23 protein-coding genes are annotated in these 19,182 nt (G+C 58.3%); 17 read left to right on the top strand and 6 right to left on the bottom strand.

Features of this window, described 5'->3' with window-relative positions:
- The first annotated feature begins 146 nt into the window (after positions 1 to 146).
- The 5 genes from ACM6G4_RS05140 (at position 147) to ACM6G4_RS05120 (ending at position 4,949) form a co-directional block, all read left to right on the top strand.
- Positions 147 to 656, top strand: coding sequence for a Bro-N domain-containing protein (locus ACM6G4_RS05140; protein WP_414913186.1), 510 nt, complete (start codon positions 147 to 149; stop codon positions 654 to 656).
- Positions 657 to 1,183: 527 nt separating this feature from the next.
- A complete protein-coding gene (locus ACM6G4_RS05135) occupies positions 1,184 to 1,681 on the top strand; it encodes a hypothetical protein (protein WP_414913185.1) in 498 nt (165 codons plus the stop codon).
- Positions 1,678 to 3,090, top strand: a complete 1,413-nt coding sequence (locus ACM6G4_RS05130; protein WP_414913184.1) for a PAAR domain-containing protein — start codon at positions 1,678 to 1,680, stop codon at positions 3,088 to 3,090. Before ACM6G4_RS05135 ends, ACM6G4_RS05130 begins: the two co-directional genes overlap by 4 nt.
- 110 nt (positions 3,091 to 3,200) lie before the next feature.
- Complete coding sequence (locus tag ACM6G4_RS05125) at positions 3,201 to 3,470, top strand: hypothetical protein (protein WP_414913183.1); 270 nt, start codon at positions 3,201 to 3,203, stop codon at positions 3,468 to 3,470.
- 537 nt (positions 3,471 to 4,007) lie between these two features.
- Positions 4,008 to 4,949, top strand: a complete 942-nt coding sequence (locus ACM6G4_RS05120) for an IS110 family transposase (RefSeq protein ID WP_414913200.1) — start codon at positions 4,008 to 4,010, stop codon at positions 4,947 to 4,949.
- A gap of 66 nt (positions 4,950 to 5,015) precedes the next feature.
- Here the strand turns inward: ACM6G4_RS05120 and ACM6G4_RS05115 are convergent, their stop codons facing one another.
- The 3 genes from ACM6G4_RS05115 to ACM6G4_RS05105 all read right to left on the bottom strand — a co-directional run bounded on the left by ACM6G4_RS05115 (position 5,016) and on the right by ACM6G4_RS05105 (position 7,576).
- Positions 5,016 to 5,387, bottom strand: coding sequence for a type II toxin-antitoxin system VapC family toxin (locus ACM6G4_RS05115; protein WP_414913182.1), 372 nt, complete (start codon positions 5,385 to 5,387; stop codon positions 5,016 to 5,018).
- A gap of 11 nt (positions 5,388 to 5,398) precedes the next feature.
- Complete coding sequence (locus tag ACM6G4_RS05110; protein WP_414913181.1) at positions 5,399 to 5,644, bottom strand: type II toxin-antitoxin system Phd/YefM family antitoxin; 246 nt, start codon at positions 5,642 to 5,644, stop codon at positions 5,399 to 5,401.
- 153 nt (positions 5,645 to 5,797) lie between these two features.
- Complete coding sequence (locus ACM6G4_RS05105) at positions 5,798 to 7,576, bottom strand: SulP family inorganic anion transporter (RefSeq protein WP_414913180.1); 1,779 nt, start codon at positions 7,574 to 7,576, stop codon at positions 5,798 to 5,800.
- Positions 7,577 to 7,694: 118 nt separating this feature from the next.
- Between ACM6G4_RS05105 and ACM6G4_RS05100 the strand changes: the two genes are divergently transcribed.
- The 3 genes from ACM6G4_RS05100 (at position 7,695) to ACM6G4_RS05090 (ending at position 9,368) form a co-directional block, all read left to right on the top strand.
- Complete coding sequence (locus ACM6G4_RS05100; RefSeq protein ID WP_414913179.1) at positions 7,695 to 8,660, top strand: hypothetical protein; 966 nt, start codon at positions 7,695 to 7,697, stop codon at positions 8,658 to 8,660.
- Between the two features lie 119 nt (positions 8,661 to 8,779).
- On the top strand, positions 8,780 to 9,097 hold the full coding sequence (locus ACM6G4_RS05095; protein ID WP_056725875.1) for a helix-turn-helix transcriptional regulator: 318 nt from the start codon (positions 8,780 to 8,782) through the stop codon (positions 9,095 to 9,097).
- A gap of 10 nt (positions 9,098 to 9,107) precedes the next feature.
- Positions 9,108 to 9,368 carry an XRE family transcriptional regulator gene (locus tag ACM6G4_RS05090; protein WP_414913178.1) on the top strand — a complete coding sequence of 87 codons (261 nt, stop codon included), beginning with the start codon at positions 9,108 to 9,110 and terminating at the stop codon, positions 9,366 to 9,368.
- A 52-nt stretch (positions 9,369 to 9,420) separates the two neighbouring features.
- On the opposite strand, the gene ACM6G4_RS05085 is transcribed toward ACM6G4_RS05090, so the two are convergent.
- Entirely contained in the window at positions 9,421 to 10,476 is a 1,056-nt protein-coding gene (locus ACM6G4_RS05085) for an MBL fold metallo-hydrolase (protein ID WP_414913177.1), read from the bottom strand.
- Positions 10,477 to 10,692: 216 nt separating this feature from the next.
- Between ACM6G4_RS05085 and ACM6G4_RS05080 the strand changes: the two genes are divergently transcribed.
- Together ACM6G4_RS05080 and ACM6G4_RS05075 are read left to right on the top strand one after the other, a co-directional pair.
- Complete coding sequence (locus tag ACM6G4_RS05080; RefSeq protein WP_056725879.1) at positions 10,693 to 11,304, top strand: TetR/AcrR family transcriptional regulator; 612 nt, start codon at positions 10,693 to 10,695, stop codon at positions 11,302 to 11,304.
- A 126-nt stretch (positions 11,305 to 11,430) separates the two neighbouring features.
- Positions 11,431 to 11,961, top strand: a complete 531-nt coding sequence (locus ACM6G4_RS05075; RefSeq protein WP_409078362.1) for a DUF1003 domain-containing protein — start codon at positions 11,431 to 11,433, stop codon at positions 11,959 to 11,961.
- A 6-nt stretch (positions 11,962 to 11,967) separates the two neighbouring features.
- Here the strand turns inward: ACM6G4_RS05075 and ACM6G4_RS05070 are convergent, their stop codons facing one another.
- The gene (locus ACM6G4_RS05070; RefSeq protein WP_414913199.1) at positions 11,968 to 12,909 is read right to left on the bottom strand and encodes a LysR family transcriptional regulator; all 942 of its coding nucleotides are present in this window, start codon (positions 12,907 to 12,909) and stop codon (positions 11,968 to 11,970) included.
- Between the two features lie 15 nt (positions 12,910 to 12,924).
- Here ACM6G4_RS05070 and ACM6G4_RS05065 point away from each other — a divergent pair, with 15 nt between their 5' ends.
- A complete protein-coding gene (locus ACM6G4_RS05065) occupies positions 12,925 to 13,632 on the top strand; it encodes a CTP synthase (RefSeq protein WP_414913176.1) in 708 nt (235 codons plus the stop codon).
- Complete coding sequence (locus ACM6G4_RS05060) at positions 13,629 to 13,952, top strand: antibiotic biosynthesis monooxygenase family protein (protein WP_414913175.1); 324 nt, start codon at positions 13,629 to 13,631, stop codon at positions 13,950 to 13,952. Before ACM6G4_RS05065 ends, ACM6G4_RS05060 begins: the two co-directional genes overlap by 4 nt.
- Before the next feature lie 145 nt (positions 13,953 to 14,097).
- Here ACM6G4_RS05060 and ACM6G4_RS05055 read toward each other — a convergent pair whose 3' ends face one another.
- A complete protein-coding gene (locus tag ACM6G4_RS05055; protein WP_223541263.1) occupies positions 14,098 to 14,424 on the bottom strand; it encodes a DUF2025 family protein in 327 nt (108 codons plus the stop codon).
- A gap of 211 nt (positions 14,425 to 14,635) precedes the next feature.
- Between ACM6G4_RS05055 and ACM6G4_RS05050 the strand changes: the two genes are divergently transcribed.
- From ACM6G4_RS05050 to ACM6G4_RS05030, 5 genes are all read left to right on the top strand, one after another.
- Positions 14,636 to 15,763 (top strand): glycerophosphodiester phosphodiesterase, encoded by a 1,128-nt coding sequence (locus ACM6G4_RS05050; protein WP_414913174.1) that lies wholly within the window; start codon positions 14,636 to 14,638, stop codon positions 15,761 to 15,763.
- A gap of 208 nt (positions 15,764 to 15,971) precedes the next feature.
- Positions 15,972 to 16,277, top strand: coding sequence for a PepSY domain-containing protein (locus ACM6G4_RS05045; RefSeq protein ID WP_414913173.1), 306 nt, complete (start codon positions 15,972 to 15,974; stop codon positions 16,275 to 16,277).
- 146 nt (positions 16,278 to 16,423) lie between these two features.
- Complete coding sequence (locus ACM6G4_RS05040) at positions 16,424 to 17,446, top strand: transporter (protein ID WP_056725893.1); 1,023 nt, start codon at positions 16,424 to 16,426, stop codon at positions 17,444 to 17,446.
- Between the two features lie 108 nt (positions 17,447 to 17,554).
- Entirely contained in the window at positions 17,555 to 18,421 is an 867-nt protein-coding gene (locus ACM6G4_RS05035) for a hypothetical protein (protein WP_056725895.1), read from the top strand.
- A complete protein-coding gene (locus tag ACM6G4_RS05030; RefSeq protein WP_056725897.1) occupies positions 18,418 to 19,140 on the top strand; it encodes a TylF/MycF/NovP-related O-methyltransferase in 723 nt (240 codons plus the stop codon). Before ACM6G4_RS05035 ends, ACM6G4_RS05030 begins: the two co-directional genes overlap by 4 nt.
- Positions 19,141 to 19,182 lie beyond the last annotated feature (42 nt).

Genomic DNA, 19,182 nt, shown 5'->3' with positions numbered 1-19,182 from the left:
GGTTTCTTAGCTCCCGACACCCTTAACGAATGCCCTAAGAAAGCAGCCAGAGGTAAAGGAAATGCCTGACTATCCGACCTTCACGATGAAGGTGACTCGCCGTGCCCACAGATCCAGCCACGCGCTTCCGCTCCAGGAGGCCCGCCATGCCTGAATCACTCAAACCCACCCAGTTCACTCGTCACAACATCCAACTGCATGCCCTTCTTTTGGAGAACCAAGCTTGGTTCTGCGCGCATGATCTCGGGCGATTGATGGGTAAACACCTTGATGAGCGCGTGACGCGTAAGCTTGATGCGGACCAGAGGCAAATGATGCTCATTGACCTCTATGGTGCGACTCAAGAGCGTTTGATGGTGAGCGAGTCAGGTGTATATGCGTTGTTGATTTATCACTACTGCCCTGAGAATCGATTTCTGCGAGAGTGGCTGACTCATCAGGTGGTGCCTGCCCTACGCGATGCACGGCCGTTGCGAATGGTGGAGCGGCCAACGCTGAGTGTGCTGGACTGGCCTCAAATGTCGCTCGGTATGCTGCACTGGCAGAATGAACCCTGGATTCGGTTGCGGGATATGCCGAGTGTTCTGGCGGATGATCCATTCAATCGACGTGAATCGTGGTGGCGGAAGGCATCACGAGTGATGCGTGGGTACTGATTGTTCACCCTTACAAAAATCCGCTGCCTGAATTACAGGCAGCGGATTTTTTGTTCTGAGTGCAAATCGTCAATCCGCACAATTCGGATTGCCTGATACTTCCTTGTTGCAGCATTTAGGGCCGCCTCGCAGCCCAACGAGGCGGTTCGGCGTTCCGACAAGCCCCCTCGCCACAAGGTTGGTGGTTGGCTTGGTTGCTGCGTTAGTCTTGCGAATCGCGAGGCTCGCTCACACAGAGGATTCGCAGAATTCCGTTTGTCTGATACTCCAGACTACGTTCGCACGTGAAATATCCACACACAGCGGGCTCCTACAGCGCAAAAAAATACTTCTTGTAACTACCGTTGTAGGAAATGGGTTGTTCGTTATTGCGAAAATTCCTATTCGTTCATTTTGGCTATGCCATTGGATTGCTTTCAGCACGCGTCCCACCGTCTTATTCGTCGTCGCCCATTCTCTCTGCTCAGCGCTTCTGCCGAGATGAGAAGGAAAGGCAACTCAAACCGATGACGATAAGGACGTTGCAAATGAATGCACCTGTGCCCCCCTTGTATACCAACGAAGTCTCCGCTGAATTTCTTCGCAGTCTTGACGCCCCCCACTTTACTGAAGAGCGGCTTGTACACTTTTGTGACGAAGCTCTGGCGGTTGTTCGCCAGGGGCAGGCATACATGGAGGCTCATCCCGCTCGCGCCGTTTATCGGTTCGCAACCGAAGGCAGTCAAACCCGCGACGGCGGGGTAGTCCAGCAAGCGACATCGCCGCTGGAGTTCACCCTTGAGAGCGGCCGGAGCGTACGTGCGGCACAGAAAGGCGACTACGTCCTGTACGCCGATGGGCGTACGGCGCAGATCGTCACGGGCGCGGGAAAAGAAAATAGCGATGTGGCGCTGGTCGGCAGCCGTCTCTGCAATGGCGACGAGGTCATCAACACCTTGCAAGGCGGTTGTTTGTTGGTGGGGCGTGAAGGTGTGCCGATGGCCGAGGACTTTCTGCCTTCCATCAAGGAGGAAGAACATCAATGAACGAAGGACATTTCATTGGCCTGCATGACAAGACCACCTGTGGCGGTAAGGTCCTGGATGGCCATACCGGCGTCATGATGTACGGCATCGCCCATGCCCGCGAAGGTGATCGGGTCACCTGTGGCAAGGATGGCAAGACTTACAAGATCGTCGGTGGCATTTCCTACATGATCAGTCATGGCAAAGCCGTGGCGGGCACGCTGGACAGTCATAGCGATTGCCCCTGCAAGGCCCGGCTGATCCCTTCGATGGTCACGGCGACCTATCGCAGCGCCAATTCTGCACCGCGAACGGGCAGGAGCGTTGTGCAACCCGTTTCCAGTGCGGCAACCAGTCAACCGGCCGCGCCACGTCAGCCTGGTTTCGCCCCTTCGAACCCTCCAGCGCCTGCGATATTCGCCCGCGCGGAACCTCAAGAACCGGGCTTCTATGTGGTGCCCAAAAGCATAACCCGCGAGGCCTTGGAGGCCACACTGTTCGCCACGCCCGATGCCGCCGTGATGCGCAAATTTCGGGCACTCAACCCAGCATCAGACAACATCAAAGCCGGCTCGTTGATCGTGCTGGGCGACCCGAAAAACACCTCCTGCACCTACCAGGAAGCGCAGCTGATGCAGGCCGCGCAGCAGGTCAAGTTGGCCCTCGATCCCCTGACGCCGGACGAAGCCGAATTCATGTTCCGCCACGGCGCTGAAATCGCCAGTTTTACCGGCCATACCTCGACCTGGCTTGGCGTCAGCGCGGTGGTGATGGAAAAACACCTGACCCGATTGCGCGACACCCTGCAAGCCATGGAGCGCCTGCATCAGGACAGCTATCGTCAGCATGGCCACCTGCGGTCGCCGCAGTTCTTCGCCGAGCGCCAGCGGCTGCTCGCCCAACTCGATGCTCATCTGCTGAACTCCACTCGCCTGCGTGGCCAGACTACCCTGGGTGATCACCCCAAGTTGAAGACGGCCCTCGGCATTTCCAGTCGCAGCCTGGTGCACCACTGGGACAAGGCCGGGGCACCGGGGCAGATACCGGGGTATGCCACTCATGTGGAGACAACCAGTCGGGCTGCCAAGTACATGAGCACCGGTGGTTACATCGGTATTGGTATTGGCGGGGTTTCTTCATTGCTGGCTATTCAGGAGGTTTGTGTTGGTGACTCTGGAGCAGCTTGCGAGAAGGTCAGGTTCACCGAAGGGGGGAAATTTGCTGGGTCTACTGTTGGTGGAATTATCGGTGGTGAGATAGGCAAATATACAAGCGGCCCTGTCTGCTTGGCGCTTGGATTCTCTACGGGCGTGGGAGGAGTTATCTGTGTGGCAACAGTAATTGGTGTTGGCGCATGGGTGGGTACGACCAGAGGTGCTCAACGGGGAGAGGTCATCGGCGAGACACTGTATGAGGCTGCTCAGCCTTGATCAGCAATTGGCCTGTCTGGGCGGTTCTCGTTTTCAATGGCGGGCCACTGCTATTGGGAGTTGCGGGTATCGCGTACTCCCTTTATTTGGGCCGTCATCTGGACGCCATGATGGAAGCCCTGAAAAACAGTCGTTATATCTACATCTGGGGGCCGGGCCTACGGAATCAGGGATGGTTTGGGTGCCTCATGCTGGTAGCAAAAATCGCCGGGATGGTGATGATGCCCAAAGCATCAATCCGGATTGGTGAGCTGGACCCCGTGGATATTAAAAACTTCCCTCCGCACCTTAAGCGTCTTCTGAAAATCAAAGCAGTGATATTGGTTGGTAGCGGTGTTTGGCTGTTGGTTGCATCTCTGCTAGTGGAATTCAGATTATAGGATGGACGAATACTCCAAGCTAAAGACGGCCCTTGGCATTTCCCGTCGTAGACTGGTGGATCTTCATGACAGGACTGGGACACTGGGCAAGGGAAGTTAAAGCAGGACTGCAAAATTCGAACAGCACCGGAAGGTGCCGTTTTTTCACCGGCTGCAAAGCAGTCGTAAATCCGCAAAACTCGATTTGTCTGATGCTCCCAAGTTTCAGCATTTGGGGCCGCTTCGCAGCCCAACGGGGCGGTTCGGCGTTCCGACAAGCCCCCTCGCCACAAGGTTGGTGGCTGGCTTGGTTGCTGCGTTGGTCTTGCGAATCGCGAGCAAGCTCGCTTGTATGGTAGGACTTGAAGGGAGGAGGAGGGACAAGGCTCGATTCTGACTGTTGACGCAGTACAGACCGTGGGAGATTTCGCCCCTCCTCCTTTCACCCAAGCGCCGATAAAGAATGCATCTGGCCAGGACCGACGATAGGAACAAGCCTGCGCCTCTGGGTGAGCCCTTCAAGTGCTCAAACCTTATCCCGGAGGAAATGCTGTGGCAATGCCGGTCTCTCTATCAAAATCGATCGTGGGTGTGGATGTCGCCAAGAATGAACTGGTGATTTATCAGTTTGATGGTGATTTGCTTGAAGAGATTCCCAACACCAAAACATCCATCAAGCAGTGGCTGAAGGCGTTGTCGGGGACGGTGGCTATTGCCATTGAGGCGACCAACATTTACCACCTGGACTTCGCTGATCTGGCCTATGAGGCCGGTTGCACGATTTACATGGTGGGAGGCTATGAACTCAAACATTATCGCGAAGGCGTGAAGATCCGCGCCAAAACCGACGCACTGGATGCCAAGCTGCTGGCTCGTTACCTGAAGAACGAAGCCGAGGAGTTGCGTCCCTGGACCCCGCCCTCACCGCTGTACCGTCAGCTCCTGAGCCTTTTCCGCCGTCGCGCAGCCTTGGTCCAGGCCAGGGTCGGCCTGGTGCAGAGCTGGTCGAATGAGCCGCTGCTCAAGGCGGCTTTTGCCGAGCAAGTGAAGTCCATGCAGCAGCTTGAGACGCTGATCGAAAAGACGATCAACGATCAGCTCAAAGAAGCCGGCTTGCTCGGTCAATTGAAGCGCTGCCTGAAAGTTGAAGGTATTGGATTTTTGACTGGGGCCCGCTTGATAACCGCATTTCAGCGAGGAGATTTTAGAAACGCGGATGCATTTATCGCCTTCCTGGGCATGGATTTACGGGTGGCGAAATCAGGACAGAAGGACGCTCGCCGCAGTTTGACCAAGCGCGGTGACCCCGAGGCCCGCCGACTTCTGCACAATGCAACGATGTCGGCTAGCCGTACGAAAGCCTGGAAAGGGTATTACGAAGAACAAAGAGCTCGGGGTTTCAGCACCACTCAGGCGCTGGTGATGCTGGCTCGCAAGCTTGCTCGGGTGATATTCGCCTTGCTGAAAGGGCAAAGCGAATATCAGCCAAAAGCCAGTTGAGGACTTTCCCTCAACCATAGAATCTCCCACAGCGGATTGGCGGCACGTTTGAAAAAACACAATCGCCTACAACCGAGCCGAAACCACCCGCACCCCATACTGCGGAATAATCCCGTCCGCCGTGACCAACTCCAGCCCTTCCGCCTGTGCTTGGGCAATCAACATCCGATCAAACGGGTCGCGATGAATCTCCGGTAACTTTCCCGCTTGTTGTCCATGGAATAGCGAAATCGGCAGTTTGGTAAAACCCTCGTCCTCAACCAGCGCCTCGAGATCCTCTGGAGCCTCCAGCATCCCTTTGGCCTGCTTGATCGATATTTCCCAGATCGAAGCGGCGCTTACCAGCACCTGATTACGCGGTTCACCCATCATCTGGCGAGCTTCGGCCCCCAGAGCCGGATCATCGGAAAGCCACCAAAGAAACGCATGGGTATCCAACAACAAGCGCCTCACAGGCTGCCCTCAAATGCATCGATGATGTCTTCGGGTGTTTTGTCAAAATCCGCAGACAGCCGAATTTTCCCCTTCAACCGCCCAGGCTTACGCACCCGAGGTGTATCAACATGGGGCAATAGATCCAGATAAGGCTTGCCGGCCTTGGCGATCACTACTTTGTCGCCATGCCATGCACGTTCAGCAAGTTGGGAAAGCTGAGACTTTGCTTCATGCATGTTTACTTGCACCAGTTCATTCATAGGGCACCTCCATATAGTTAGCTAAGCTAGCCTAAGCCTGAGATTTTCGATAGGCAAGGTATCGAGCTGACCGTCTGTCAAAAATGGCCTAACAAAAGTTGGACAATTGATTTCGCAGAAAGCGTTTTAGGCGCGCTCAGAGACAGTCATCGCTCAGCGCTGCACCTTTCCTTCCACCCATTCCACCGAATAGTTCGCCACATAACTATCCACAGCCGTCCCGATCGTAGGAAAAAACGCCGTCTCCCCCAACCGTGCAAACAACCCGAACCGCTTCAGCTTGTCCTTCACCGGATCCTTCATTTCGGCAATGCACAACTCGATACCCGCCGCATGCAACGTGTCGCCCAGTTCGGCCAGCATGTCGGCGGAGGTCACGTCGACGCTGGTGACCGGTTCTGCGGCGACCACCAGCCAGCGCACGGGTGTGGGCGATGCTGCCACGGCGTCCAGCACGCGGTCGCTGAACAGTTCGGCGTTGGCGAAAAACAAGGGCGCATCCCAGCGAAACAGGACCAGGCCGGGGATCAGGCGCGCTTCGGGGTAGCGTTTGATGTCGTGGTAGCCCTTGACCCCGTCGGCGCGGCCCAATACCGCGGAGTACGGGCGCCAGCCGTCCCAGAGGAATTCAATGACGGCAATCACGATGGCCAGGCCGATGCCCTCGATCGCGCCGAACACGGCCACGCCGACGGTGCAGACAATCGATAGCCAGCATTCCCAACGCTGGATGCGGTAGATCCGACGCAGGTCGGTGATCTCGATCAGGCCAATGGCCGAGGCGATCACGACGGCCGCCAGGGCGCTGGACGGTAGATGTTGCAGCAGGTCCGGTGCCACCACCAGCAGCAAGGCAACCGCCAGTGCGCCGACAACGCCGGTCAGTTGGGTTTTGGCGCCGGCCGCCTCGGCCACGGGGGTTCGTGACGAGCTGCTACTGATCGGGAAGCCCTGGAAAAAACCGGCTGCGAGGTTGGCGATGCCCAGGCCCACCATTTCCTGGTTCGGGTTGACGTAGGTGCGGGTCCGCGCCGCATAGACACGGGATAGCACGCTGGTGTCGGCGAACGAGACGAGTGCGACGGCGCAACCGCCGATCAGCACCGGGACGATGTCGGCGCGGGTGATCCAGGGGATGGCGAAGCCGGGCAAGCCTTGGGGGAGCGAGCCGAGGACCGACACACCGGCGCGTGTCGCCAGGTCGAGCACACCCACGGCGACTGTCGCGCCTACCACGGCGATCAGAATGCCCGGCAATCGCGGCCATCGTTTGAGCAGCAGGATCGCCGCCAGGGTGAGCCCGCCCACCGTGAAGGTGGTCCAGTTGACCTTTCCCTCCATCACAGACGAGGCGATGGCCGCGATGTTTCTCAATGGGCCGTCGGATTCAATCGAAAAACCGAACAGCTTGGGCAACTGGCTGATCAAGACGGTCAGTGCGATGCCGTTCATGTAGCCGTAGCGGATTGGTTTGGACAGCAGCTCGGTGATGAACCCCAGGCGTGCCATACCGGCCAGGATGCACACCGCTCCCGAGACGATCGCCATCATCCCCGCCAGGGCGACGGCACGCTGCGGGTCGCCGCCGGAGAGTGGAATGATCACGGCAAGGATGACGGCCACCAGGGAAGAATCCGGCCCCATCACCAGAATGCGGCTGGGGCCGAACAAGGCATAGAACAGCAGCGGAACGATGGTCGCGTAGAGGCCATAAATGCCGGGTACGCCCGAAGCCACCGCATAGGCGATACCGACGGGCACCAGCATCGTGGTCAGCACCAGGCCGGCGACGATGTCGTAACGCAACCATTCCGGTTGGTATTCCCGCAGTATGCCCAGCCCCGGTAGCCAGCGGCGCCAACCGGTCTGTTCATCGCGGCGAGCTATGCGGCCCGGTTCCGGGAGAGGGGGCGAAGCATCTGAATGGCTCATGAACCGCCCTCGTTGATGGACTGTGCAAACTCCGGGATATCGAAGTGATCTCAGTGTAGCTATTGCTTCGAATGCGCCATCACTGGAAGCTGTTCATCTAAAGGACTTGGAACCCGACATGAAATTCGACCTCGCCTACTGCCTCAGCCTCAACGACAAGTTGTCGATCTACGACGTGCGGGATCTGAATTTCGACGAGACGATGGATTTCGACTCCGCGAGGGAACACTTTCAATGCCCCAACGATGCCTGTCGCCTGGCGTTCGATACGGCCAATGAGCTAGGCACGTTCAACGCCAAGAACGTGAATTACGTGCGCACGCCGCACTTCAAGAACCTGCCGAGTACGCGGCATGTCGAGGGCTGTCCTTATGTCAGCCTGAAGACACCGGCGTCGGGTGTGGATGAGACGGAAACGGATGACAGTCGCGAGGAACATTTCCCATCGGAATTGTTACTGACTCGGCGCGAATATGTGCGTAAACCGTCCAGCCCGGTGGTGATTGCCGATGTGGTTCGGGATGAGCCATTGGCGCCCAAGGTGGCTAGTCATGTCGAGCAACCGAGCAAGGAGTCGACCCCGGACAAGACCAGCGTCTTCGCCCATCCGGTGGAGTGCTTCGTGTCGAACTTCGACGACAAGGATTTGCTCAAGCGCGTGCCGCTGAAGATTGGCGAACACACCGCGCCTTACGGGTCGTTTTTCAAGAAGATCGAATACCTGCAAGACAACAAAGGGCTGATTTACTGGGGCAAGGTCAAGGAGATCAAGGACTACACCCAGAGCTTTCGCATCGACTTCGAGAAGAAGGTCTGGTTCGAGAAAAAGCCCTACTCGGTCAATGTCTACCTGAGCAAGAAACTGATCGACAGCTACCGCAAGCGCAAGGCGTTCCTGGAGGAGATCAAGCACGCCATCGAGAGCGGGCGGGCGTTGTACTGCTTCTTTTACGGCGTAACGCCCGAGCTGAAGCAGGTGCCGAGCAAGAAAAACCCCGAGCAAACGTTCGGGGTGTTCAGCGCCAACATTGAAAACCTGGATCACTTTATTGTGCGCGAAGCGCCGGGGTTGGCGGGTAAATAAGCGCAGTGCCGTTCGTCTGTCTGAAAAGAAAAATTAAAAAATGCGTTTGATCCGGGCTCAAAACAACTGTACAAAAACACAGTATATTTTGACCAACACTCTCGAGCCCGGAGAACACCATGGCCTCTCAAGCGATGAAAATCACCCTGGAACGTATCGCCCTCTTCCAATTCACCCCGGCCCACTGCGCCCAGGCCCGAGCGATGCTGGGCTGGAGCGTGGAGGAGCTATCGCGGGAATCCCGGGTCTCGGTGGATGCCATTCAACGCTTCGAGGCACGCCAGGAGGTACGGGATGTCACGCGCCTGGCGCTGGCCTATCGGCTTGAAGCCGAAGGGTTGGTGTTCTTCCCGGGGTTTGCACCGGGTCGAGGGATGAATGTGAGAGGGTCGACGCCGAATCCGGTTGGGCGGGCGGATTTTGCGATGGTGGAGTGAGGGTTAACAGATGAACGAAATCGACGATGGCGATAACTGCGTTTATCAGGCACTGGGCATTCCCGATGCTGGTGATATGCGGGCCAAATCTGATTGCGTTATGAAAATTGGCCTTCTGCTGGAAAGCGGCCGGCTGAGTAAGACGGATGCTGCGCAGAAGCTCGGATTATCTGTCGAAGAACTAAACGAAATACTTCGTGGGAAGTTTCGCGACCTGAGCGTGGCAAAGATCTCGGGGTTCCTTGAGCAGTTAAAGAACTCGCGTGGCTAACTGATTTAGTTGAACTCCCAAGCCGGTCCGCAGACCGGCCGGGGTCACAACTTCACGCGTTCTGCACCACCCGCTCACTCTCCCCTTCCACCGCCATCCACCACGCCCCACCACGCTGCGGATGCATCAAGTTGAACGCCTCGCCCATCTGCGGTGTGGTGATCGATACGTTGCGCTCCCAGGCCAGGGCCAGGATGCGGTCGAAGGGTTCGTACCAGGCGTGCATCGACAGGTCGAAGGTGCCGTTGTGGATCGGCAGTAGCCAGCGGCCCTTGAGGTCGAGGTGGGCTTGCAGGGTTTGTTCGGGTTGCATGTGCACGTGCGGCCAGTCGACGTTATAGGCACCGGTTTCCATCAGGGTCAGGTCGAATGGGCCGTACTGTTCGCCGATGCGTTTGAAGCCGTCGAAGTAGCCGCTGTCGCCGCTGAAGAAAAGGCGTGTGTCGCCGTCGATCATCACCCACGAGGCCCACAGGGTGCTGTTGCTGTCGAACAGGCCACGGCCGGAAAAGTGCTGCGACGGGGTGGCGATGAACTGGATGCCATCGACTTCCGTGCCTTGCCACCAATCCAGTTGGCGGACTTTGCTGGCGTCGATGCCCCACTTGATCAGGGTGTCGCCTACGCCCAATGGGGTAAGGAAGTGTTTGGTCTTGTCCGCGAGCTTGAGCACCGCCTGATAATCCAGGTGGTCATAGTGGTCGTGGGACAGGATCACCGCTTCGATCGGTGGCAATTGTTCCAGGCTGATCGGTGGCTGATGAAAACGCTTGGGGCCGGCCCATTGCACGGGGGAGGCGCGCTCGGCGAAGACCGGGTCGGTGATCCAGAATTTGTCGCGCAGCTTGAGCAGCACCGTGGAGTGGCCCAGACGATAGACGCTGTGGTTGGGCGCTGCGATCAGCGCGGCTTGAGTCAGCGCTTGCACCGGCACGGGTGAGCTTGGGCGGGTGTTCTGCGGTTTGTGGAACAGCGCGGTCCACAGGATGCCCATGGTTTTGCCAAAGCTTAAACGTTGAACCGGTGTGAAGTTTTGATACTGCCCTTGGGCCTGTCGGGACGCTTCAGGTGTGGAGGCGTTGTCCGCCGGGGAGTTTGAATTGGCCATGACTGAATGACTCCAGAAAAACCGCGCATCGCGCGACTTTCCGTTTTGGGACGATAAATGGCCAAGGCACGCACGCATCAGCCGGACGTTCTATTTTTGCTGGGCAGGGTTAACAAAACATTACACTGTACAGTGTAGTTTCTAGGTTGCATCAAAGTCGATGACAAGTAAACTACTGAGTGTAATTCCCACCTTCTCCCCTGCCGAAGCGTACTTATGACAGCTCCACAGCGCCTCACCGACCGAAAACGCCAAGCGATCATTCAAGCCGCGATCAACGAATTCCGTGAAAACGGTTTCGAGATCACCAGCATGGACAAGATTGCTGCCACTGCCGGTGTGTCGAAGCGCACGGTGTACAACCACTTTCCCAGCAAGGAAGAGTTGTTCGCCGAGATCCTCAATCAGTTATGGATCCGGGTGACGGCAGAACAGGAAGCGACCTACAGCCCCGACCTGCCGTTGCGCGAGCAATTGCGCGGATTGCTGATGGCCAAGCTGCAAATGTTGGGCGATGACAATTTTCTCGACCTGGCGCGGGTGGCGATAGCGGCGACGATTCATTCCCCGGAGCGGGCGCAGGATATGGTGGCGCGAATGGGCGAACGCGAAGAAGGGTTGACGGTATGGATTCGTGCCGCTCAGGCCGATGGTCGCTTGAAAGCCGTAGCTCCCGAATTCGCCGCTCAACAGATCCATGGCCTGCTCAAGTCTTTTGCATTCTGGCCGCAGATTTCCATGGGGCAACCCAGCTTGTCAGCCAAGGAGCAACACACGGTGGCGGATTCCGCGCTGGACATGTTTCTGGCCTGCTATCAGTTGCAATAAATGACAAGGTCGAAGGTGGTGTTAGAAGGATTGATGACTCGGATTTGAACGGCACGATGTGTTTCAGAATGAAACCGGCGCTGAGGCTATAGTGAGCTTCAGTCCCAGCGCCAGACAGAGAGCATCATGACCACCAGCCACGAAACCGCCGCCCACGTCGATCACCTGCGTTTCCATCGCCCTCATGCCCACCTCGCACCGACCTTTGGCAATGACAAGTTTGCCTTGCGCGCCGAAGCCTTTGCACGATTCTTCGGTACACCGACCTTTCTCGGCGCACAAACGCTGATCGTGGTGATCTGGGTGTGCCTCAACCTCTCCGGTTTCACCCACTTCGATGCGTACCCGTTCATCCTGCTCAACCTGGCTTTCAGCCTGCAATCGGCCTATGCCGCGCCATTGATTCTGTTGGCCCAGACGCGTCAGGCCGCGCGAGACAAAGCCCAGTCCGATGCCGATGCGCAGCACCGCGAAGCGCTGGCGACCGCCAACAGTGAGCGGCAGGCGGAGGCCGCGAAAAACTCTGCGCAACTGCTGGAGTTGCTCGAGCAGAACACCCGTCTCACAGAGATGACCAAGACCCTCACCGAGCGCATCGAAAACCTCACAACGGAAATGCACCAGCAGTTCGTGCGCAAGGATAAGCCGAAGGCTTGAACGGTTTCACGGCAGTTTCAGCGCCCGCCCCAACTCATCGAACAAGGTAACCACCGAGCGCAAGGCGCGGCAGTCGGGACGGGTCAGCAGCCATAGCGCAGTGTCGTATCCGTGCAGCGGTTCGCTCAGCGGCTGTAAACCGTCGCCGATCAAGAAGTCCGGTAACGCCGCTACACCCAGCCCCGCCCTGACCAACTCGGTCACCGACAGCATGCTGTTGCAGCGATAGCCCGGCGTTACGCCCGGCAAGGCCTGGCGACGCCAGGTAACGGTCGGGTGATCAGGCAGGAAGTCATCCGGGGCGATCCAGGTCAATGAGGCCAGGTCAGTGCTATTGACCGTTTGCAGGTATCGCTCACTGGCACACACTCGGTAGGAAATATCCGCCAGTTGCCGTCCCACCAGATGCTCCGGTGGCGTGCGGGTCAGGCGCAGGGCGATATCGGCATCCCGACGGCTGAGGTTGGCAAAATCATTGGACGTGCTGAGCTCGAGGGTCAGCGCCGGATAGTTCGGCATGAACTGCGCCAGCGCCGGCAACAGCAAACCTTGCAGGACCGAATCGGTACAGGTCAGGCGCACGATGCCGCTGATCACTTCACCGCCCTGCTCCACACCGATGCGCGCCGCCTCCAGTGCCTGCTCAGCGCGCTCGGCCTGTTCCGCCAGGGACTGCGCCAGGGTGGTGGGCAGGTAACCGGCGCGGCTTTTTTCGAACAGTTGCTGGCCCAGCGCAGCCTCCAGCCGGCGCACCGCTCGAAACACCGTCGAGACATCCACCTTGAGCAGTTGCGCGGCCCGGGCCAGAGAGCCGCCGCGCACCAGGGCGAGGATCAGCGCCAGGTCCGGGTAGTCCAGTCGATAGTGCGTCGCTGCATTGATCACTTGGATAAACGCCAATATTGAGTGCGTGAACGCCAATCTATAGTGGGCACCGGCAATCAACAAGTGCAGAGGCCCCACATGGAAACCCGCCCGATTCGCATCGCCCTGATCGGCGACTACGACCCGCAAGTCACCGCCCACCAGGCCATTCCTGTAGCTCTGGAAAAGGCCGCTGAACACAGCGGCCTGAACGTGCAATGGCATTGGCTGGCCACCGATGAAATCAGCGCCGAGACACCGTTGCACAGATTCGACGGTTTCTGGTGTGTACCGGCCAGCCCTTACCGCAGCACGGACGGCGCATTAAAAGCGATCCGCTTTGCCCGCGTACAACGGCGACCTTTCCTCGGCACCTGCGGTGGTTTTCAACACGCGGTGCTGGAATATGCACGCAATGTACTGGGCTGGTCGGATGCCGAACACGCCGAGACAAATCCCGATGCCGCGCGAGCGCTGCTGACACCGCTGGCGTGCTCACTGGTGGAGGCCGTCGATACCATTCATTTACAGGAAGGCTCGTTGATTGCCCAGGCGTACGAAAACGCCGAGATTCGTGAAGGCTATCGCTGTCGTTATGGGATGAATCCGCAGTTCGAAGAGGAGTTGCTCAAGCGCGAACTTCACGCCGTCGGCCACGATTCTGAACACGGACTGCGGGCGGTCGAACTCGGTGATCATCCATTCTTTGTCGCGACCTTGTTCCAGCCCGAGCGGGCAGCGCTCAAGGGCATCTTGCCGCCGTTGGTTGGCACCTTTGTCGAAGCCTGTGCGGGGCGCTCGTCATGATCGCCGATACGCCAGCTGCGCCTTATTACGCGGTGATCTTCACCTCACTGCGTACCGAGGGTGACCAGGGTTACGCCGATGCGGCTGCACGGATGCTGGAACTGGTCCGTGAACAGCCGGGGTTTCTTGGAGTGGAGTCGGCGCGGGGCGAGGATGGGCTTGGGATTACGGTGTCGTACTGGGCCAGTGAAGCGGCGATTCTGGCGTGGAAGCATCATCCTGAGCATGCGGCCATTCGCGAGCGTGGGCGCTCGACCTGGTATGCGCGGTGTCATACGCGGGTGTGCCGGGTAGAGCGGGCTTACGGATTCAATCAGTAACTGATTTAGAGTTCTTCAGGCCGCCATCGCGAGCAAGCTCGCTCCCACATTTTGATCCCGGTCGGTCACAACATTTGTGCGCGACAAAGATCTACTGTGGGAGCGAGCTTGCTCGCGATGGGGCCAGTACAGTCACCGCAAAAACTCACCCCCGAACCAAACTGCGAACCGCCGAAATCTCCGGCACTTCCCGCCGGCTCATGTACACCCGCAACGGCTCGGTGATGTTGATCCGGTCATCGATGTTCTGGTCCAGCAACAACTGGATCAATTCGCGTTTGAGCGTCATGGTTTGCTCAGGCCCCGCGGCCCAGACGAATTCGCTGGTCGGGATGATGCCGTCGTCCGCCACGTCCATGCCAAACGAGTCTTCGCTGAAGCGCACGATGTAGTGCCCGGTCTTGCGGTTGAGGCCGACAAAGCCTTTGAGTTGGTCGGCAGCCTGGCAGATGAGCTGGGAAGTGATGCGCATGGTAAACCCCGCAATGGTGATCATTGGTTTGCACGCAGGGCCTGCGTTTCCCTCTGTCGGGGAAATTGCAGGGCCCCAGCGTACTGCAAACGGGCGCACAAAAGCGCTGACGAAAATCAGCTTTAGACAGGTTTATGTCGGCCTGGCGATAGCGCCTGCAAAGATGAATTGTTAAAAGGGACCGCTCACTTATTGCGAAAGGATCTCGACCATGCCCGCAACCTTTACCAAAAGCGCCCTGTTACTGAGCCTGTTGCTCGGTCTCGGCCACGCACAGGCCGCCAGCGAACCTGGCCCCTCGGTACTGGCGACCCGCTTGGGCATTCCGCATCCAGCGGTGATCGCCCACCGTGGCGCGTCGTTCGATGCGCCAGAATCCACCGCCGCCGCCTACAGGACTGCCCGCGACCTGGGCGCCGACTACCTGGAGCTGGATCTGCAGCGCAGCAAGGATGGCGTGCTGTTCGCCCTGCACGACAACAATCTGCAACGCACCACCGACGTCGTCAGCAAATTCCCCGAGCGCAAGGACAGCCCCGCCAATGCGTTCACCATGGCCGAACTGAAAACCCTGGACGCGGGCAGCTGGTTCAATGCCGCGTACCCGGATCGCGCACGTCCCGCCTTCGCGGGCCTGAAGATCCTGACCCTCGATGAAATCATCGACATCGCCGAGGGCAACAGCCTGCACAAGCCCGGCCTGTATATCGAGACCAAGGAACCCAAGCAGTTTCCCGGCATCGAACACGACCTCAAGGAAAAACTTCAGGACCGTGGCTGGCTGAGCCCGACCGCTTCGAAACTGGCAAAAAGCGAGCTGGCGGTCGGCCAGGGCAAAGGCAAGGTGGTCCTGCAGACCTTCGAGAAGAGCAGCCTCGAACTGCTGCAAAAGGAGATGCCGAAGGTGCCGAAGATCCTGCTGTTGTGGGTCGGTGAAGGCAGTATCGAGCCCAAGTCAAAGGTGACATTTGCCGAGTCCGGCGAACAGGATAAAGCCGCGTACTACGCCAGACAGCAACCGAAGGACAAGGCCGAATTCCAGCAATGGGTCGACTACGCCAAGGCCCAGGGCGCCATCGGCACCGGCCCGTCCGCTGCACTGACCCAGGGTGGCGACCAGAGCTACTCGGATCTGGTGCAACCCTGGATGAACCAATACACCCACGACCAGGGCCTGCTGGTACACGCCTACACCATCGACGATGCGGTGGACTACCGCAAAGTCATGGACGCCGGTGTCGACGGCATCTTCACCAATCGCGCCAGTGAGTTGTTGAAGTTCTATAAACGCCCGGCGGCGGCGAGTGTGGCGCAGGTGCTACAGAACAATGGGTATTGATCCACAATTGCGCAAAACCTGTGGGAGCGAGCTTGCTCGCGATAGGGCCATCAGCTTCAACATCCACGTTGACTGACACTCCGCTTTCGCGGGCAAGCCACGCTCCCACCAGGGATTGATGCAAGACATGCCGGGGGTTTTAAGGGTGGATTAAGTTACACAGGCTAACCTGATCTCACTTGAACGGATCACCCAAGGAAAGAAGCCCATGAAGACCCTGACTGCTTTGTTTGCCGCTGTAACCCTGACCCTCACCGCCGGCCTGGCCCAGGCCGATGTGCGGGTCGATCAGATCCCGCAACTGGTCAAGGACGGCAAGATCAAGCCACTGGAAGACCTGAACAAGATCGCGCTGGATCTGCACCCGGGTGCAACGATTACCAAGACCGAGCTGGACAACCACTTCAACGGTTACGAGTACGAAGTCGAACTGCGTGACGCCAAGAACGTCGAGTGGGATGTGGACATCGATGCCTCCAACGGCAAGGTCCTGGAAAACAAACAGGACAAGTAATCCCGAAACAAATAAAAGCCGCGCGATGGGAACATCGCGCGGCTTTTGCGTTTTTTGAGCGTCACAAAAAAGTCATCAGCGCTTGCGATGATGCCGCTCACGTGAACCTGTAAAAACGTGACAGGCGCCTCCCCTTGCGAGTCCTCATGAACCACAGCATCGATCAAAGCCATCGCGACACGGATCTGTTCGGCCTGCTTTACGGTTTCAGCTTTCGCCCCGGTGAGGCCGGTCGGGAAATCAATTCCGCCGAGGCCTTGCAATACCTGCAACAGCCGCAAAGCGACGAGCAATTTCTCTGGCTGCACCTGAACCTCGCCCACGCCGCGTGCGAGCGCTGGATGAAAAGCCATCTGGAGTTGCCCGAGGAGTTTTTCGAAGCGCTGCACGAAGGCTCTCGCTCGACACGTATCGAGCATGTCGACTCCGCATTGCTGGCGGTGGTCAACGACGTGGTGTTCAACCTCAGCAACATGGTCTCCTCGGATGTCTCGACCCTATGGGTGTGCGCCCGCAGCCAATTGATCATCAGCGCCCGCCTGCAACCGCTGCACTCGGTGGACAAATTGCGCTCGTCGGTAAAGGCCCGGGAGTGCTTTCGCTCCCCGCTGGAGTTGCTGGTGCATTTGCTCCGCGACCAGGGTGAAGTGCTGACCCAGATCGTGCGCAAGACCAGTCAGAGCGTGGATCAGATCGAAGATGAATTGCTGTCCTCACGGCTGTCGACCAACCGCGCCGAGCTGGGTGCCAATCGACGGGTGCTGGTGCGATTGCAACGGTTGCTGGCGCTGGAACCGGGTTCGTTGCTGCGCCTGCTCAACCGGCCGCCGCAATGGCTGCAAAAGGAAGACGTGAAGGAGTTGCGCAAATCCACCGAGGAGTTCGCGCTGATCATCAACGACCTCACGGCACTGGGTGAGCGGATCAAGCTGTTGCAGGAAGAGATCGCCGCCAACATCAACGAACAGACCAACCGCACGCTGTTCACCCTGACGGTGGTGACAGTGCTGGCGCTGCCGATCAATATCATCGCCGGTTTCTTCGGCATGAACGTCGGCGGCATTCCCCTGGCCGGCGACCCGCAGGGTTTCTGGATCCTGGTGGCACTGGTCGCAACCTTTACCGTGATCGCCGGGCGCTGGGCGTTTCGCAAGCAGCAGGATTATTGAACGCACCGCGGCGGGCAAAGGCATTGTGCTTTCGTTCAAAGTTGGCACTTCAGTTTGTCCGCGTGTTGCCGACTCTTAAGAGAGCCAAAGTATTCCTGGGTGAGAACCGTGAACTTATTCATCAATCAGTTGCACAAACACACTGATTTCAGAAGTGCGATCTACGCTGGCGACATCTTCCTCAACACCGAACTGAAAGCGGCAAAGGAACTCTGTGCCTTTGCCCAGGAAAGCATCACCGCCGCCTTCGATGGCGAGACCAACCACCAGGCGCTGCACACGCTGATGCCGGTGGAAGAGTTCGTGGTGCTGGTGACTCGCCTCAAGGGTCAGTTCACCAACAGCCTGCGCGCCAAGGAGCTGATCCGCAGCTTCACCGACGAAATCGGTGGCGCTGCGCAGGAATTCATTTTCGACGTACCGCGCATCCGTGTCGTGCCCAACTACGACTACCTGCACGCTGGCGTCAGCTACGCCTACAAGCCCCATCGCGATACCTGGTACGGCGGTGTCGACTGCCAGATCAATACCTGGATGCCGGTCTACACGATCCAGCCCGAGCAGACCATGATGATCAACCCGGCCTACTTCGACGTCCCGGTGAAAAACACCTCGGCGCAGTGGAGCCTGTCCGACTGGATCGACGTGCAACGCCAGCGCGCCAAGGACAACGTCAAGGAAGAGGCGCGCCAGCACCCGGTACCCACTGAAGCGATCAACAACGCCTCTGAGCTGCGCATTGCCGGCAACACCGCCGAGATGCTGGTGTTCTCGGGTTCGCACCTGCACGGCACCGTGCCCAATTACACGCAACAAACCCGCTTCAGCGTGGACTTTCGCCTGATGCACCTCGACGACCTCAAGCAGCAGCGCGGCGCGATCAACGTCGACAGCGCCTGCCCGGATGTCGGCGCCGGTTTCAAAGACTACTTCCACGTCCACGACTTTTCGAATTTCCGAGGAATCCCGCAATGACCAAGCGTCGCATCACGCCCGCCGAAGCCCAGTACAACGAAACCCGTACCAACGTCCTGAAACGGGTCGATGCCGAATACGTGGCCGACGCGCCGTTCGTCTTCGCCAACCGCATTGGCGTGACCGCCGCATTGTCGCGTATGGAACTGTTCAAGAAAGTCGCCGAAGTACCGGGCGCGATCATTGAGTGCGGCGTGTACAAGGGCAACTCGCTGATGCTCTACATGCACCTGTCGATGATTCTCGAGCCGTATGCGATCAACCGCTCGATCGTGGGTTTCGACACCTTCGAAGGCTTCCAGAGCATCGACAAGAAAGAAGACCCGGCCGACGTCAACGAGACCATGTTCGCCGACACCGACCAGTCGCTGATCCAGGACATGATCGACGCCAACGACCTGTTGCGCCCGGTCAACCGCATTCCGCGTTGCGAGCTGGTCAAGGGCGACATCGTCAAGACCGTACCGGAGTGGGTCAAGACTCGTCCGGACCTGGTCGTGGCCATGCTGATCCTCGACACCGACCTGTACGAGTCGACCAAAGTCGCGCTGGAAACCTTCCTGCCGTACATGCCCAAAGGCGCGATCGTGGTGCTCGACGAAGTCGCCTACCGCAACTTCCCGGGCGAAACCAAGGCCCTGCGTGAAGTGCTCGACCTGAACAAGATCGAACTCAAGCGCCTGCCGTTCGATTCGTGCGTGGGTTACTTCCACGTCTGATCCAAAGACCTGGAATCTGATGCAATACCTGTGGGAGCGAGC

The sequence above is a fragment of the Pseudomonas sp. IT-P258 genome (genome assembly GCF_949767825.1).
GTDB classification, from domain to species: Bacteria; Pseudomonadota; Gammaproteobacteria; order Pseudomonadales; family Pseudomonadaceae; genus Aquipseudomonas; species Aquipseudomonas monachiensis.
Note: the sequence above shows the minus strand (reverse complement) of the source record. Positions and strands in the feature narration are given on the sequence as shown.

Coding starts and splice junctions, on each gene's coding strand:
- ACM6G4_RS05040 (WP_056725893.1), top strand. CDS start 16,424: ATGAACCACAGCATCGATCAAAGCCATCGCGACACGGATCTGTTCGGC.
- ACM6G4_RS05045 (WP_414913173.1), top strand. CDS start 15,972: ATGAAGACCCTGACTGCTTTGTTTGCCGCTGTAACCCTGACCCTCACC.
- ACM6G4_RS05120 (WP_414913200.1), top strand. CDS start 4,008: ATGCCGGTCTCTCTATCAAAATCGATCGTGGGTGTGGATGTCGCCAAG.
- ACM6G4_RS05060 (WP_414913175.1), top strand. CDS start 13,629: ATGATCGCCGATACGCCAGCTGCGCCTTATTACGCGGTGATCTTCACC.
- ACM6G4_RS05030 (WP_056725897.1), top strand. CDS start 18,418: ATGACCAAGCGTCGCATCACGCCCGCCGAAGCCCAGTACAACGAAACC.
- ACM6G4_RS05100 (WP_414913179.1), top strand. CDS start 7,695: ATGAAATTCGACCTCGCCTACTGCCTCAGCCTCAACGACAAGTTGTCG.
- ACM6G4_RS05055 (WP_223541263.1), bottom strand. CDS start 14,424: ATGCGCATCACTTCCCAGCTCATCTGCCAGGCTGCCGACCAACTCAAA.
- ACM6G4_RS05075 (WP_409078362.1), top strand. CDS start 11,431: ATGACCACCAGCCACGAAACCGCCGCCCACGTCGATCACCTGCGTTTC.
- ACM6G4_RS05090 (WP_414913178.1), top strand. CDS start 9,108: ATGAACGAAATCGACGATGGCGATAACTGCGTTTATCAGGCACTGGGC.
- ACM6G4_RS05095 (WP_056725875.1), top strand. CDS start 8,780: ATGGCCTCTCAAGCGATGAAAATCACCCTGGAACGTATCGCCCTCTTC.
- ACM6G4_RS05130 (WP_414913184.1), top strand. CDS start 1,678: ATGAACGAAGGACATTTCATTGGCCTGCATGACAAGACCACCTGTGGC.
- ACM6G4_RS05140 (WP_414913186.1), top strand. CDS start 147: ATGCCTGAATCACTCAAACCCACCCAGTTCACTCGTCACAACATCCAA.
- ACM6G4_RS05135 (WP_414913185.1), top strand. CDS start 1,184: ATGAATGCACCTGTGCCCCCCTTGTATACCAACGAAGTCTCCGCTGAA.
- ACM6G4_RS05085 (WP_414913177.1), bottom strand. CDS start 10,476: ATGGCCAATTCAAACTCCCCGGCGGACAACGCCTCCACACCTGAAGCG.
- ACM6G4_RS05050 (WP_414913174.1), top strand. CDS start 14,636: ATGCCCGCAACCTTTACCAAAAGCGCCCTGTTACTGAGCCTGTTGCTC.
- ACM6G4_RS05125 (WP_414913183.1), top strand. CDS start 3,201: ATGGAAGCCCTGAAAAACAGTCGTTATATCTACATCTGGGGGCCGGGC.
- ACM6G4_RS05105 (WP_414913180.1), bottom strand. CDS start 7,576: ATGAGCCATTCAGATGCTTCGCCCCCTCTCCCGGAACCGGGCCGCATA.
- ACM6G4_RS05080 (WP_056725879.1), top strand. CDS start 10,693: ATGACAGCTCCACAGCGCCTCACCGACCGAAAACGCCAAGCGATCATT.
- ACM6G4_RS05065 (WP_414913176.1), top strand. CDS start 12,925: ATGGAAACCCGCCCGATTCGCATCGCCCTGATCGGCGACTACGACCCG.
- ACM6G4_RS05110 (WP_414913181.1), bottom strand. CDS start 5,644: ATGAATGAACTGGTGCAAGTAAACATGCATGAAGCAAAGTCTCAGCTT.